The sequence below is a fragment of the Tenacibaculum sp. genome, assembly GCF_050290165.1.
In the GTDB taxonomy this organism is placed as follows: domain Bacteria; phylum Bacteroidota; class Bacteroidia; order Flavobacteriales; family Flavobacteriaceae; genus Polaribacter.
Genome location: NZ_JBNKHD010000014.1, coordinates 1 through 13,185 on the forward strand (window position 1 = coordinate 1; position 13,185 = coordinate 13,185).

General features: G+C 32.2%; 10 protein-coding genes. 5 read left to right on the forward strand and 5 right to left on the reverse strand.

Features of this window, described 5'->3' with window-relative positions; all coding sequences use genetic code 11:
• The 3 genes from gldE to mutY form a co-directional block, all read right to left on the reverse strand.
• Nucleotides 1-1,175: gliding motility-associated protein GldE (gene gldE, locus ACQY6M_RS10525; protein WP_428744954.1), on the reverse strand; the 1,175-nt coding region annotated here is incomplete at its 3' end.
• A gap of 14 nt (nt 1,176-1,189) precedes the next feature.
• Nucleotides 1,190-1,621 carry a single-stranded DNA-binding protein gene (locus ACQY6M_RS10530; RefSeq protein WP_428743560.1) on the reverse strand — a complete coding sequence of 144 codons (432 nt, stop codon included), beginning with the start codon at nt 1,619-1,621 and terminating at the stop codon, nt 1,190-1,192.
• 37 nt (nt 1,622-1,658) lie between these two features.
• Nucleotides 1,659-2,705 carry an A/G-specific adenine glycosylase gene (gene mutY / locus ACQY6M_RS10535; RefSeq protein ID WP_428743559.1) on the reverse strand — a complete coding sequence of 349 codons (1,047 nt, stop codon included), beginning with the start codon at nt 2,703-2,705 and terminating at the stop codon, nt 1,659-1,661.
• A 132-nt stretch (nt 2,706-2,837) separates the two neighbouring features.
• On the opposite strand from mutY, the gene ACQY6M_RS10540 reads away from it, so the two are divergent.
• Complete coding sequence (locus ACQY6M_RS10540) at nt 2,838-3,128, forward strand: HU family DNA-binding protein (RefSeq protein WP_028891679.1); 291 nt, start codon at nt 2,838-2,840, stop codon at nt 3,126-3,128.
• A 294-nt stretch (nt 3,129-3,422) separates the two neighbouring features.
• A complete protein-coding gene (locus ACQY6M_RS10545; RefSeq protein WP_428743558.1) occupies nt 3,423-4,967 on the forward strand; it encodes an Rne/Rng family ribonuclease in 1,545 nt (514 codons plus the stop codon).
• Nucleotides 4,968-5,025: 58 nt separating this feature from the next.
• On the opposite strand, the gene ACQY6M_RS10550 is transcribed toward ACQY6M_RS10545, so the two are convergent.
• Nucleotides 5,026-7,215 (reverse strand): patatin-like phospholipase family protein, encoded by a 2,190-nt coding sequence (locus ACQY6M_RS10550; protein WP_428743557.1) that lies wholly within the window; start codon nt 7,213-7,215, stop codon nt 5,026-5,028.
• On the reverse strand, nt 7,212-9,008 hold the full coding sequence (uvrC, locus tag ACQY6M_RS10555) for an excinuclease ABC subunit UvrC (RefSeq protein ID WP_428743556.1): 1,797 nt from the start codon (nt 9,006-9,008) through the stop codon (nt 7,212-7,214). The genes ACQY6M_RS10550 and uvrC overlap by 4 nt, the downstream gene beginning before the upstream one ends.
• Nucleotides 9,009-9,078: 70 nt before the next feature.
• Between uvrC and ACQY6M_RS10560 the strand changes: the two genes are divergently transcribed.
• From ACQY6M_RS10560 to ACQY6M_RS10570, 3 genes are all read left to right on the forward strand, one after another.
• Entirely contained in the window at nt 9,079-10,851 is a 1,773-nt protein-coding gene (locus tag ACQY6M_RS10560) for a MutS-related protein (protein ID WP_428743555.1), read from the forward strand.
• Between the two features lie 90 nt (nt 10,852-10,941).
• Nucleotides 10,942-11,934 (forward strand): GTP 3',8-cyclase MoaA, encoded by a 993-nt coding sequence (moaA, locus tag ACQY6M_RS10565; protein WP_428743554.1) that lies wholly within the window; start codon nt 10,942-10,944, stop codon nt 11,932-11,934.
• 43 nt (nt 11,935-11,977) lie between these two features.
• Nucleotides 11,978-13,174 (forward strand): molybdopterin molybdotransferase MoeA, encoded by a 1,197-nt coding sequence (locus tag ACQY6M_RS10570; protein WP_428743553.1) that lies wholly within the window; start codon nt 11,978-11,980, stop codon nt 13,172-13,174.
• The last annotated feature ends 11 nt before the right edge of the window (nt 13,175-13,185 follow it).

Here is a 13,185-nt window from a genome sequence, read left to right on the forward strand (position 1 = left end):
TCAAACTTGTCTTCATCTTCATCATCCAACACTCGGCAAAAATCTTTAATGGTTATTTTTCCTTCAAAAATATAATTATTTTCATCAAGCTTCGAATAGGTCAAATCCTCGTCATCAAATTCATCATTAATATCACCTACAATTTCTTCAATAACATCTTCTAAGGTTACAATTCCACTTGTTCCTCCATATTCGTCAACTACTATTGCTAAATGCTTTTTCTTTTCTTGAAACTCAATTAACAAATCATCTAGTTTCTTGTTTTCAGGTACAAAAAAAGGCTCTCGCATCAGTTTTTGCCATTTGAATGTTTTTTTACTCAAATGCTCTAACAAATCTTTAGCATACAAAACCCCAACTATAGTATCCATATTTTCACGATACACAGGGTTTCTCGAATAACCATTCTTTAAAATTGTTTGTAACACCACTTCGTAACTTGCATCTTCGGCTATCGCACAAACATCTGTCCGAGGCTTCATAATTTGCACAGTTTCAGTATTTCCAAAACTTACAATTCCCTCTAATATTTTTTGTTCTTCTTTAGTTGTTGCATCATCAGATGTTAACTCTAACGCTTGCGATAAACGTTCTACTGAAAGGTTACTATTCTTATTTCCCAGCTTATTTTCAATAATACTTGTTAACTTAATAAGTGGCAAACTTAACGGAGTTAATAAGGTATTTAATACTTGAATGGGTTTCGCCATAAGGCCTGCAAACTGTAATGACTTTCGGCTTGCATATACTTTGGGTAATACTTCACCAAATAATAAAATTAAAAAGGTTACTAAACCAATTTCAATTAAAACTTTAATTAAAGATGCAGGTACCGTAAAGAATATAAGATCTATAGAAAAATTGGCTCCTCCAAACATGAAGTCTTCCAAAGAAGCAAACAACAATACAATAAGAATATTGATAAAGTTATTGGTGATTAAAATGGTTCCTAATAATTTTTTAGGGTCATTTAATAGCTTTACTACAGTGTTTTCTTTTTTTGAGTTTGATGAAAGCTCATCTAATTCTGTTTGAGATATTGAGAAAAAAGCCACCTCAGTTCCTGAAACTAAAGCAGAGCAAATCAATAAAAAAAGCAATAGTAAACAGTTGACAGCTGCCAACCAATCAAAACTTGAGAGTAATAAAAATAAAGGTTCGGGTTCTGGGTCCAACTTTTAAAATTTAATTAAAATGGTAAATCGTCATCTTCTTCTGGAGCTATACTTGGTGGAGTATGACTTCCTTGTTGTGGAACTTCATTGGAAGCCATATTGTTCGGATCTTTTTTAGTAGATAAAAACGTCATGTCTTGCACATGTATTTCAGTAGCATATCTTTTTTGACCATCTACCTCATACTGACGTGTTTTTATTCGACCTTCACAATACACACGATCTCCTTTGGTTAAATATTTTTCGCAAATTTCAGCCAATTTATTACGTACTACTATATTGTGCCATTCAACATTGGTTACTTTTTCTCCTGTTTGGCGATTAGTGTATGTTTCGTTAGTAGCTAACGGAAAACGACCAATCGAATTGCCTCCTTCAAAATAGTGCATTTTAACTTCATCTCCTAAATGTCCTATTAAAATAACCTTATTAATTGTTCCTGCCATAGCATTATAGTTTAGTGTAAAATCAAATATACAAAAATTAGAATTCCTCGTTTAAATATTCCTCCAAAAACTTGTCAATCAACACTGGTACTGGTTGCTTTTTCACCTTTGACCAACTCATTGTTTTTCCATTTACATCTTTGGTTTTCACTACCCAAAATCGGGTAATTAAATGTTGATGTGATAATTTGTGAACAATATTTTCATTATTGAAAAGCGAAACCGTTGTCTCTTGCGGAAACAGCTTTATAAACTGCTCGTGCTTGATTAATTCTTTTTCATCAATTTCATTTTTGGCTTCCAAAAGAGGAAATTGATACAACCCTTGCCAGATTCCTTTTCCTGTTCGTTCTTCTAAAACTGTTTGATTATCATCTGTAATTGGAACCAAATAATTAAAGTATCGTTTTTTTATTTTGATTTTCTTTTCCTTTACAGGGAGGTCGTTGATACTATTTTTTGCCAACGCCACACAACTATCAGATACTGGACACTCATTACACAACGGATTTTGAGGTTTGCAATGCAATGCACCAAAATCCATGATTGCTTGGTTATACACTCCTGGTTGTGAAGCATCAATTAATGTTTGTGCCAATTCTTTAAACTCTTTAATTCCTTTGGTAGAATTAATAGGTGTAGCTATTCCAAAATAACGGGATAAAACTCTATATACATTTCCGTCAACAACCGCAACAGGTTCATCATAACAAATAGATGCAATTGCTGAAGCGGTATAATCCCCCACCCCTTTTAATTGTAATAATCCTTTATAGTTTTCAGGAAACACCCCATTCAATTCTTTTACTATGTACTTAGCTGTGAAATGTAAGTTTCTAGCTCGTGAATAATACCCAAGCCCCTGCCACAATTTTAATACTTTGCCTTCATTTGCTTTAGCTAAATCAAACACTGTAGGAAAAGCTTCTGTAAACTTTAAAAAGTAGGGCAAGCCTTGTGCTACGCGTGTTTGCTGCAACATAATTTCGCTTAACCAAACACGGTATGGATCATTAGTTTTTCGCCAAGGAAGCTCTCTTTTGTTTTGTAAATACCAGTAAATTAGTTTGTTAGCTAAAATCATTTACGTAAATTGTGCCCGCAAAATTAACATATTTTATTTAGATATTTTTATTCTTATTTTTTTCGGAATAGATTAATTATCATATATTTGCACCCTCAATTTTTTAAGAAAACAAAACAAAATATATTTATAATGACAAAAGCAGATATCGTATCTAAAATTTCAGATAAGAGTGGAATTGAAAAAGCGGATGTTTTGGCGACTGTTGAAGCATTTATGGACGAAGTAAAGGATGCATTAGAGAATGGAGATAATGTATATTTAAGAGGTTTCGGTAGCTTTATTATTAAGACTAGAGCAGAGAAAACTGGTAGAAACATTTCTAAGAATACAACTATCAAAATACCTGCGCACAATATACCTGCTTTTAAACCATCTAAGGTATTTACTGAAGGTGTAAAAACTAAAGTAGCCGTAAAATAATTAAAAAAGTATTAACCAAAAGTCTTAACTTGTAGGACTTTACAAAACATTTTAACTATGCCAAGTGGTAAAAAAAGAAAGAGAGCTAAGATCTCTACACACAAAAGAAAGAAAAGAGCAAGAGCAAATCGTCATAAGAAAAAGTAAGCAGTAGCTTACTTTTTCGTTGCTTTTATACGCTACGTTCATTGACATTAAGGTTTTAACACCTTAAAATGGTATAAAAATTATACCTGTTTACAAATTTTAATCCGTCTTCGTAAGTAATTACGTCGGCACAAAACTATATTCAGAATGAAAACAGAATTAATTATTCGTTCCAATTCTTCTGATATTGATTTCGCCTTACTAAGAGATGGTAAACTTATTGAATTAAACAAAGAAACAAGCGACAATAATTTTTCAGTTGGTGATATTTTTCTTGCTAAAATAGGAAAAGTAATGACTGGTTTAAATGCCGCTTTCGTAAATGTTGGATACCCAAAAGATGGTTTTTTACACTATCATGATTTAGGTCCACAAGTACAATCTTTAAACAAATTCATTAAAAAAGTAAGCACAGGTAATTACAAAGAATTCACTTTAAAAAACTTTCGCTTTGAAGAAGATATCAACAAAGACGGAAGTATTAATGATGTACTAAAATCAGGTCAAAATTTATTAGTACAAATTGTAAAAGAACCTATATCTACCAAAGGTCCGCGTATTAGTTCGGAACTTTCTATAGCAGGTAGATTTTTAGTTTTAGTTCCTTTTTCAGATCGTATATCGGTATCGCAAAAGATAGCTGATCCAAAAGAAAAGGAGCGTTTAAAAAAATTAGCAAAAAGTATCAGACCTAAAGGGTTTGGACTTATTTTACGTACTGTTGCCGAAGGCAAAAAGGTAGCAGAACTTGACAAAGATTTACAAAACTCACTTGATCGTTGGAAAACTATGTGTAAACGTATTCCCAACAACAATACTCCAACCAAAATTTTAAGTGAGTTAAATAGAGCATCTTCAATCTTGAGAGATGTTATGAACGATTCTTTTACAAGTATAGTAACCAATGATGAAACATTAAAAGTTGAAATTAAAGAGTATTTACAGGAAATATATCCTGAAAAGGAAAACATTGTAAAACTCCATTCTTCTGACGTACCTATTTTTGAAAAATATGGAATAGAACGTCAAATAAAAACATCATTTGGTAAAACAGTTTCAATGAGCAAAGGTGCTTATTTAGTTATAGAACATACCGAAGCTTTACATGTTATAGATGTAAATAGTGGTAACCGTTCTAATAAAGCCTTAAACCAAGAAGAAACTGCTTTAGAAGTCAATTTAATTGCCGCTAGTGAAATAGCTCGTCAATTACAGTTACGAGACATGGGCGGTATTATAGTAGTTGACTTTATTGATATGAAATCTGCCGAAAATAGGCAAAAATTATATCAACATTTAAAAGATGCGATGGCTTTAGACCGTACTAAACATAAAATTTTACCTCCAAGTAAATTTGGTTTAGTACAAATTACAAGACAACGCGTACGACCTGAATTAGAAATAAAAACACGTGAACCAAACCCTAATAAAAATGGAGAAGTAGAAGCTCCTATCGTTTTATTAGATAAAATTGAAGCTGAGTTAGAACGCATTATAAATAGCGATAAAAACTACAAGGAAATCACTTTGAATGTGCATCCCTTTATTGCTGCTTATTTAACAAAAGGCGTAAACTCTATCCGTTTTAAATGGTTTGTGCAACACAAAAAGTGGATTAAAATATTACCTAGAGATGCTTACCAATACTTACAATACAAGTTTTTCTTCAAAAAAAGAATAAAAAGTAAGTAAGGCAATCTTATTATGAAATAAAAAAACCCGTATCAATTGATATGGGTTTTTTTTATATCTAAAACCAAAATCCGAGATTAAATAGCCAATGCTTTTCAGAATGATCTGGAGACCAACTATATTTTAATTCAATAGGACCTAAAAAGGTTTCTACACTATATCCTACAGCATATCCTGACTTGGTGTTTCTAAATAAGTCTCCATTATCGAAAACATCTTCTTCTACACGAGCATAATTGGCGATGAACATCGCGTAATGATTTTTAAAAACTTTATACCGCAAATTAAATTCTGATCTTAAAAAAGACTGCTCATGAAGCCCTCCTATCTCATAACCGTACATAGGAATAAAGTTGTTAATGTAATTTTGGTTATAACCCCCCAAGCGATAATCAAATATATCTGAATCTTTTTTACCTAAAGTGTATCCTGCTTGTGAGATATATTGAAAGGTTAATTTATCATAAAAAGTTGTAGCAAAACCTAATGTCCCACCTAACTGCGAAAATTGTTGGAAAGGAGCACTATTATCTATTAATTCATCAAGCCTATTATTTCTATCAGACCACACAAACCATTTAAACCCTAAATCTATATAAACACCTTTATTTGGAAACATTTCTTTATCATATGTATCTAATTTCGCGTAAGAGTATGTGTTTATATAATTACTCCTATCAAAAAAATCTTCTTTTCCATCCGCTGAAATATTCTGCGTACTTGCATTTAAGTTTTTATGCTCAGCACCAATACCAATAGCGAACTTTTTATCAAAGGTTGTCTGTAAATATATTGAACTTGAAAAATCAGTATACTTTCCAGTAATTAGCCCAGTATCGTATAAAAAACTACTGTTAAAACTATTGTATCTTGATTTAATTCCATAACTGGGTAACAACCCATTATCTACAAAATATTCAACATTGTACCTTATTTTATCTCCTACCACTACATCAAAAGAAAGTTCATCATTTTGAAAAAGTAATTTTTTATGATTATAGTTTAGCAATACTGCTGATTTGTATAGCAAATCATAATGCAAGCCCAATCGGAAGTAAGACAGTACTTTTTCTTCTTTTACTGTGAGTTCTAACTTTTTACCTTGAAAAGATTTTTCGAAGTGATAATCAATTCTATCAAAGTTTTTAGAAGCCGTTAATGTATTTATTTTTTTTGATACTTCTTGATATGATACACTATCTCCTGTTCTTAATTGTAGCTTTCCTAAAATGTAATTATTTGTGTAATTTTTATTCCCTTTAATAATTATTCTGTCTACTAGAAACTTTTTTTCTTGTAAGGTTACTTTTGATATCTTTTTCTTGTGAGGCTGCATTTTTGCTATACTATCAAAAACTACTTTAAACGTTTTTGCTTTTTTTTCTCCCTCTGCTAAAATTCCTATTTTCTTATCGAATGAAATCACGCTATATTCAACAACATCAGGTCGAATATATATATTTAACAGATCTATTTGTTGATCTGATTTTTTATACATCTGAAAGTTGATAATCTGTAATAAAAGCGAAGCTACTGAAGACAACTCTTCTCTTTTCAATAATTCTCCTTGAACACTTACCCCAATAATGATATCTACTTCCTTTTTTTTCATGACATCAACTGGGAAATTATTTACAACTCCCCCATCTACTAACAGCTTACCATCAATGTCTACTGGGTTTAATAACGAGGGAAATGCAGCACTAGCTCTTAAAGCTAATGGTAATGAACCATCTTCTAAAACTTCTTCTTCACCTGTTTCAATATTTGTTGCTACACAATAAAAGGGTATAGGAAGTTGAGAAAAATCACTAATCTCATCAACAGGAGCCAATAATTCAGTCAAAAAATTTAACACGTTCTGTCCTTTGGACAACCCTAAAGGCAATCCTAAACTCCCATTTTTAATTGGTAAGGAAACTGCGTATTTTTCTCCATGCTGCTTACTAAAAAAAGGCTTTTCTCTCCTAGAAACTTTATCTTGCAGCAAGCTCATGAAGTCAGCCCCTAGAACAATTTCTTTTATCTGATCCGCTGTGTATCCTGAAGCATATAAGCCACCAACAACAGCCCCCATACTTGTCCCTCCTATATAATCTACTTGGACACCTGCATTTTCCAATTCTTTTAAAACTCCAATATGTGCAAATCCTTTGGCACCTCCACCACTAAGCACCAGCCCAACCTTGGGTTGATTTTGTGCCAACATCAATGCTGGAAATAATAATAAAATTAGCAACTTTTTCATTCTTCTTTTTTTTGGTAATATTGATATATCTTTTGAGCTCTTGAGTTTCCAACGACTTCTTTTAATTCTTCTAAGCTAGCACTTTTAACACGTTTTGCTGACTTAAATTTACGCAATAAATTGGTGATTGTTTGCTTACCTATGTCTGGAATTTGCTCTAATTCTGATTGTATCGCACTTTTACTTCTTTTATTTCTGTGGAAAGTGATTCCGAAGCGGTGAGCCTCGTTACGCAAATACTGAATTACTTTAAGCGTTTCTGATTTTTTGTCTAAATACAGCGGAACAGAATCTCCTGGATAATAAATTTCCTCTAAGCGTTTCGCGATTCCTATTATAGCAATCTTTCCTCTTAAACCTAGAGCATCTAAACTTTTTAAAGCTGATGATAATTGCCCTTTTCCTCCATCAATAACTATTAATTGAGGCAATGGTTGGTCTTCATCTAACAATCTTTTATACCTTCTGTAAACAACTTCCTCCATCGAAGCAAAATCATCAGGCCCTTCTACTGTTTTAATATTAAAATGACGATAGTCATTCTTACTTGGTTTTCCATCCTTAAAAACCACACAAGCAGCTACAGGATTAGTTCCTTGAATATTGGAATTATCAAAACACTCAATATGACGTGGTTCTTTTCCTAATCGCAAATCCTTTTGCATTTGTGCCATAATTCGCTTTACATGACGATCAGGATCTACAATTTTTATTTGTTTAAATTGTTCTTGACGATAAAACTTTGCATTGCGCTCAGAGAGTTCTATAATACGTTTTTTATCTCCTAGCTTAGGAACAGTTACCTTAATATCTTTACCAACACTAACCTTAAAAGGCACAAAAATCTCTCGCGATAAAGAGTTAAAACGCTGTCTGGTTTCAATAATAAATAACTCTAATAGCTCCTTATCAGTTTCATCTAACTTTTTCTTAATCTCTGTAGTATATGATTGTACTATGGAACCATTCATCACCTTAAAAAAGTTCGCATACCCATGTGATTCGTCAGAAATGATAGAAAACACATCTACATTGTTAATCGATGGATTCACAATCGTAGATTTTGCTTGATAGTTCTGTAAAGATGCTAATTTTTCTTTAATCTTCTGGGCTTCTTCAAAGCGCATATTATTAGCAAAATCGAGCATTAATTTTTCAAATTGTTGTAAGCTTTCTTTAAAATTACCTTTGATGATGTTTCGAATTGCTCTTATATCTTCTAAATAATCCTCTTCAGATTGATACCCTTCACAAGGCCCTTTACAATTTCCTAAATGATATTCTAAACAAACCTTGTATTTATCAGCATCTATTTTTTCTTGACTTAGATCATAATTACACGTTCGTAACGGATACAATTCTTTAATTAAATCTAATAAAGCATGTACCGTTCGCATATTGGTGTACGGACCAAAGTATTCCGAACCATCTTTTACAACTCTTCGCGTTGAAAATACACGTGGAAATCGTTCCTTTTTAATACAAATCCACGGATACGATTTATCATCCTTCAACAACACATTGTATCGTGGTTTATATTTTTTTATCAAATTATTTTCGAGGAGTAAAGCATCTGTCTCTGTATCAACCACCACATGTTCAATCCGAACAATTTTTTTCACTAAAACTCGAGTCTTACCATTCTCATGATTCTTAGTAAAATACGACGAAACACGTTTTTTTAAGTTCTTAGCTTTTCCTACATAAATAATCACATCCTCTTTATCAAAATATTGATAAACTCCCGGTGAATTGGGCAATGTTTGTATTTGAAGTTCTAATGGTGTAGGCATACAACGAAAATACGACTTCTAAAAAATATATTCTCAGTAAAGATGTACTTTTACCCTTATTTATTTTACAATGCAAAAACCTTTAGACTTTTATAAATCTCAACTTATTGAATTAGAAAAAAAAAGTGCAGTCCTTTCTAAGAAAATTGTAACCATTCGAATATTGAGGTTTACTGTATTTTTAGCTACTTCAATAGGAATATATTACACTTTTCGAGTTCCAAACCTTCCTTTGATTATTGGTTTTACCGGAATTACTCTTTTTGTTTTTTTAGTAATACATCATCAAAAATTAAAAGAAAACAGAAAAATAATTAACACAAAAAAAAGCATCAACGTCACCGAAATAGCTGTTTTAAATGGAAAATACAACTCTTTAGATACAGGGAAAGATTTTATAAATCCTCTTCATTTTTTTAGCAACGATATTGATTTATTTGGAAAAGGGTCATTCTTCCAATTCATTAACAGAACGGTAACCAATGATGGCAAAAAATTACTTGCTAGAATTTTATCAAGCAACCATATTTCCAATATCTCTGAAAAACAAAAGGCACTACAAGAACTTTCATTAAAAATAGAATGGCGACAACATTTTGCCGCTTTAGAAAGTTTGGCGTCTTCTAAAAAAGATACCTCAACAATTATTCATTGGATACAAAATTACCACTCAAAACTCCCAAGTTTCCTTTCAACTATTATCAAAGTTTTTCCATTAATTTCTATTGGTTTAATTGCACTAGTAATATTTAAAATCATTAGCTTTTCTGTACTTTTAATATGGTTTTTTATCGGGTTAGGAATAACATTAACTTCTTTAAAAGCTACACAAAAACTATATACCGATGCCAATCAGGCAAAAGATATTTTTAAGCAATATTATTTACTGTTAGAACAAATAGAAAACCAACAATTTTCTTCTGCTATACTACTAAAAAAACAAAACGACATAGCTTCAGAAGAAGAAAAAGCTTCGGTTATTTTTAAAAAATTCTCAAAAATATTAGACGCTTTCGATCAACGAAACAACGTGCTAATTGCGGTAGTTGGAAATGGTTTGTTTTTATGGGACATTCTAAATGCAATTAAAACAGAACAATGGATTGCCAAATATAAAAACGTAATAGCCCAGTGGTTTGAAACCGTTAGTTTTTTTGATGCGCAAAATTCACTAGCAAACTTTGTGTATAATCATCCTAACTACACTTTTCCAAAGATTCAAAAAGAAACAAACATTATTGAAGCTAAAAACTTAGGACACCCGTTATTGAATACTTCTAAAAGGGTCGATAACAGCTTTACAATAAACAACGAACAGTTTTTTATAATTACTGGAGCAAATATGGCTGGAAAAAGCACTTTTTTACGAACCATATCTTTATCAATAATCATGGCTAATTGTGGACTCCCCGTTTGCGCCGAAAGATATAACTATACTCCTATTAAACTAATTACAAGTATGCGTACCTCAGATTCGTTAACCGATGATGAATCGTACTTTTATTCAGAATTAAAACGTTTGAAATTTATTGTTGATGAAATCACTAGTGAGAATTATTTCATTGTATTAGATGAAATTTTAAAAGGAACCAATAGCAAAGACAAAGCTTTAGGCTCTAAAAAGTTTATTGAAAAACTAAGTAACTCAAACTCTACAGGAATTATAGCCACCCACGATGTGAGTTTATGTGATTTGGTAAATGAATATGCACCACAAATAGAAAACCATTATTTTGACGCTGAAATCATCAATGATGAGTTGTTTTTTGACTATAAAATGAAAAGCGGCGTATGTAAAAACATGAATGCATCTTTTCTTCTTAAAAAAATGGAGATTGTGTAATCTTTGGTTTTGAGAAAGCTTGTATTTTCTTTCAATAAAACCATGATAAATGACAGGAAAAGTTGATTGATTAATCCGTACCTTTACGCTATGAGTACACTCATCGATAATTTTGGGAGGCAAATTAGCTATGTAAGGCTAGCTGTAACTGACCGTTGTAATTTACGTTGTCAGTATTGTATGCCTGCACAAGGCATTGACATTGTACCTCGTAAAGAACTACTTACCTACAAAGAAATGTACCGCATTATCAGAGTACTTACCGAGTTAGGTGTAAACAAAGTTCGTTTAACAGGAGGTGAACCTTTTGCCCGTAAAGACTTTATGTCGTTTTTAGAAATGTTATCTTATAACGATTTACTAGATGCTATCAATATCACTACCAATGGAGCACTCGTTTCTAAACACATTAAAGATTTAGAAAGACTTAAGAAAATAAAAACTATCAATTTAAGTATTGACAGTTTACATGCTGATAAGTTTGCGAAAATTACGCGTCGGGACGTATTCCCAGAAGTATATAAAACATTTGAATTACTAGAAAAAAGTCCACTCAATTTAAAATTGAATGTAGTAGTGCAATCGGGTTTTAATACTGATGAAATAGTTGATTTTGTTGCGTTGACCAAAGAGAAGAATATTGCAGTTCGTTTTATTGAAGAGATGCCTTTTAATGGAAAAGGACAACGAAACACTAAAGAAGTTTGGAACTACAACAAGATTTTAAACGAGATACAATCAAATTATAACGTTACACAACTCATCACAGAAAAATCTTCTACCTCACGAAATTTTGCTGTTGAAGGTCACTTAGGAACAGTAGGAATCATTCCTGCTTTTACTCGTACCATATGCAACGATTGCAACCGAATTAGAGTTACCTCTACCGGGACTTTTAAAAACTGTTTGTTTGATGATGGTGTTTTTAATCTACGCGATTTTATCAGAAATGGTGCGAGCAATGAAGATTTAAAAGCGTTGTTTTTATCACTCATAAAAGAAAAACCAGAAAATGGTTTTGTGGCTGAAGCCAACCGTAAACAAGGGAATGTTTCTGAAAGTATGAGTACCATTGGAGGATAATCTAGTCTTTTAGACAAACCATCAATTACATTTATTTATACAAATGATTACTGTAGAAGAAGCTAAACATATAATTTTAGAAAACACACAAGATTTCGGAATTGAAGAAATCCCGTTTTTAGAAGCTGTCGGAAGAGTTTTAAAGGAAGATATTGTTGCCGATAGAGATTTTCCTCCATTCAACCGAGTGGCAATGGATGGTATTGCGATCAATCATCGTTTTTTTGAATACGGTGTTCGTGATTTTAAAATTGAAGGTATTCAGCCTGCAGGAGCACCTCAACAAACTATGGAGAATACTTCAAACTGTTATGAAGTGATGACAGGAGCCTGCTTACCTAACAATACTGATACGGTAATTCGTTACGAAGATGTAGACATCAATACCTTAATGGCAACTATCAATATTGATGAAATTACCAAAGGGCAAAATATTCATGTACAAGGTTCAGACAAAACCAAAGAAGACGTTCTTATTAAAAAGAACACGATTATTTCTGCGGCTGAAATAGGGGTTATAGCTACTGTAGGTAAAGCTATGGTTAAAGTAGCCAAACAACCTAAAGTAATGATTGTTTCTACGGGTGATGAATTGGTTGACACTCATGAAACTCCGTTAGCACATCAGATTAGAAGAAGCAATGTATACACCTTAGTTTCTTTACTGAATGATTTAAAAATCCCCGCAGACACAGCTCATATAGCTGACGAAAGATCAGTTTTAAAAGAAAAAATAGCGTCTTTTCTACAAGAATATGACGTGTTATTATTTAGTGGAGCTGTAAGCAAAGGGAAGTTTGATTTTTTACCTGAGGTTTTAGATGAACTGGGTGTTAAAAAGTTATTTCATAGAGTTTCACAAAGACCTGGAAAGCCTTTTTGGGCTGGTGTTACTGATAATTGTAATGTGTTCGCTTTTCCAGGGAATCCAGTATCTACATTTGTAAATTGTTTGGTGTATTTTTATCCTTGGTATAAAAAATCTGTTGAGATTCCTTCCAAAGAAAAAACCGCAATTTTAGCTGACAACATCACTTTCAAACCCAATTTGAGCTGTTTTTTACAGGTAAAATTAACTTCGGAAAACGGACAAGTATATGCAACTCCAATACAAGGAAATGGTTCAGGAGATTTAGCAAGTTTAGTAGAGGCTGATGGTTTTATTGAACTCCCCAAAACTGAAGAAATAGAATTTAAGAAAGGAAGTGTTTTTCCGACACTAACGTTTCGTAGTTTTTAGTTTTAAATTCT

Bases quoted from the DNA above. Each gene is read 5' to 3' on its own strand.
- uvrC (WP_428743556.1), bottom strand. From the start codon at position 9,008: ATGCCTACACCATTAGAACTTCAAATACAAACATTGCCCAATTCACCG.
- ACQY6M_RS10550 (WP_428743557.1), bottom strand. From the start codon at position 7,215: ATGAAAAAGTTGCTAATTTTATTATTATTTCCAGCATTGATGTTGGCA.
- ACQY6M_RS10545 (WP_428743558.1), top strand. From the start codon at position 3,423: ATGAAAACAGAATTAATTATTCGTTCCAATTCTTCTGATATTGATTTC.
- ACQY6M_RS10540 (WP_028891679.1), top strand. From the start codon at position 2,838: ATGACAAAAGCAGATATCGTATCTAAAATTTCAGATAAGAGTGGAATT.
- ACQY6M_RS10530 (WP_428743560.1), bottom strand. From the start codon at position 1,621: ATGGCAGGAACAATTAATAAGGTTATTTTAATAGGACATTTAGGAGAT.
- moaA (WP_428743554.1), top strand. From the start codon at position 10,942: ATGAGTACACTCATCGATAATTTTGGGAGGCAAATTAGCTATGTAAGG.
- ACQY6M_RS10560 (WP_428743555.1), top strand. From the start codon at position 9,079: ATGCAAAAACCTTTAGACTTTTATAAATCTCAACTTATTGAATTAGAA.
- ACQY6M_RS10570 (WP_428743553.1), top strand. From the start codon at position 11,978: ATGATTACTGTAGAAGAAGCTAAACATATAATTTTAGAAAACACACAA.
- mutY (WP_428743559.1), bottom strand. From the start codon at position 2,705: ATGATTTTAGCTAACAAACTAATTTACTGGTATTTACAAAACAAAAGA.